The organism is Nodosilinea sp. LEGE 07088 (assembly GCF_015207395.1).
Lineage (GTDB): Bacteria > Cyanobacteriota > Cyanobacteriia > Phormidesmidales > Phormidesmidaceae > Nodosilinea.
Map to the genome: position 1 here is coordinate 1 of NZ_JADEWX010000361.1, position 1,760 is coordinate 1,760.

Sequence of the window (1,760 nt, forward strand, 5' to 3'; positions counted from 1 at the left end):
CTCCCGCTCCTCCGCCCCCCTGTTCCACCATCACTCTCAAACCCATGCCTATCCACTACCGCGCCCTTACCCTACTTACCGTCGATGAAGCCGAAGCTCACGAAAGCCTGAGGGAAGAAATTCTGCAGGTCATCGTGGAAGAAAGCCTGCATCGGCCCAGTATGTTCGCCCTTGTTTTGCGCAATGACTACGAATCGGGGGGACAGGCCGATGAGCCCTGGAAGCATAAGTCCATCATGCAAATTGGTAAGGCTGTCACCCTCGGATTTGAGCCCAGTACTACTGAGTCTCAGGGCTTTGGCCAGGGGGAGAAAGGCACCGTTCTACAGGGAGAAATCACGGCCATCGAGACCAATTTCACCGAAACCACCCAGGCCCCCGTCATTGTGCGGGGAATGGACATTTCCCATCGGCTGCATCGAGGGCTGCACAACCGCTCTTTCCAGAACATGACCGATAGCGACATTGTCAAAAAAATTGCTGCAGAAGTCGGTATCGACCTGGGCACCGTCGAAGAAAGCGGTATTCCTCACCAGTACCTATTTCAGGAAAACCAGACCAACATGGCTTTCCTGCGGGAACGGGCCGCCCGCATCGGCTTTGAGCTATTTGTTCAAAACGGTAAGCTGCACTTTCGCAGGCCCAAGGTCGACAAACACATTAGTCTGAAGTGGCTGAAAGACCTGCGCAGCTTTCGGACTCGCGTCACCAGTGCCGAGCAGGTGCAGGCGGTGGAAGTCCGCGCCTGGGACTACAGGGCTAAACGGCCCGTCATTGCCAAAGCTCAGTCAGAGCAAGTGCTCACCGAAACCGACAACGGACGGGGCAGCGACATCAGCTCAGCCTTTGAGGGACACCCCGCCGAGCCGCAGATGATTGTGGTAGACCAGCCTGTCTTTCAACCCAAAGAAGCCGACCTGATGGCCCAGGCCCTGTTTGACGAACTGGGGGGAGAGTTTGTCTGCGCCGATGCCAGAGCCATCGGCAACGCCGATATTCGCCCCGGTCGGGTGGTTGAGCTGCAGGAGCTTGGCCCCCACAGCGGACAGTACTACGTCACTGAAACTCGCCATGTTTACCAGGAGCGAGTTTACAACACTGAGTTCAGCGTTCGAGGGTTGAGGGGTGGCGACCTGCTCTCTCTGCTGAATCCGCCCACCCGGCTCCAGCCTGGTCAGACCTTTCTAGTCGGCATTGTCACCGACAACCAGGACCCCGATGGCATAGGACGGGTCAAGGTCAAATTTCCCACGCTCACCGAAGACCACGCCAGCAACTGGGCCAGGGTAGTGGCGATTGGGGCAGGTAGTAATCGTGGCTTCGACTGCCTGCCCGAAATCGACGACGAAGTCCTGGTCGGCTTTGAGCACGGCGATATCCACCGTCCCTACATCCTCGGCGGCGTCTGGAACGGCCAGGACCCCACCCCCACACCGGTCACGTCTAGCGTACAGGACGGCAAAGTCTGTCTGCGCACGTTTAAAACCCGCGCTGGCCACCAGCTCCAGTTTGTAGATGGCGGTGGCGGTAGCTCTGGCACCTACCTGCAAACCGCCAACGGCCATGAGCTTCGACTCAGTGACGGCGACGGCTCTGTTGAGCTGCGAACCCCCAGCGGCAGTTCGATACAGATCAGCAACGGCGGCATTAGCATCCACTCCGTGGGTTCAATCCAGATGAACGCCACCAAGATTAGCCTGAATGCCCCGACTATTACGTCGTCGACACCGATTGTAGTGGGGGGGTGAGGGCAGGGGGGC

Annotated in this window: 1 protein-coding gene; it reads left to right on the forward strand. The window is 58.3% G+C overall.

Annotation, left to right across the window (positions count from 1 at the left end; all coding sequences use genetic code 11):
- Window positions 1–44 precede the first annotated feature (44 nt).
- Window positions 45–1,748: a VgrG-related protein gene (locus tag IQ254_RS30985; RefSeq protein WP_193969975.1), complete on the forward strand. Its 1,704-nt coding sequence runs from the start codon at window positions 45–47 to the stop codon at window positions 1,746–1,748.
- The last annotated feature ends 12 nt before the right edge of the window (window positions 1,749–1,760 follow it).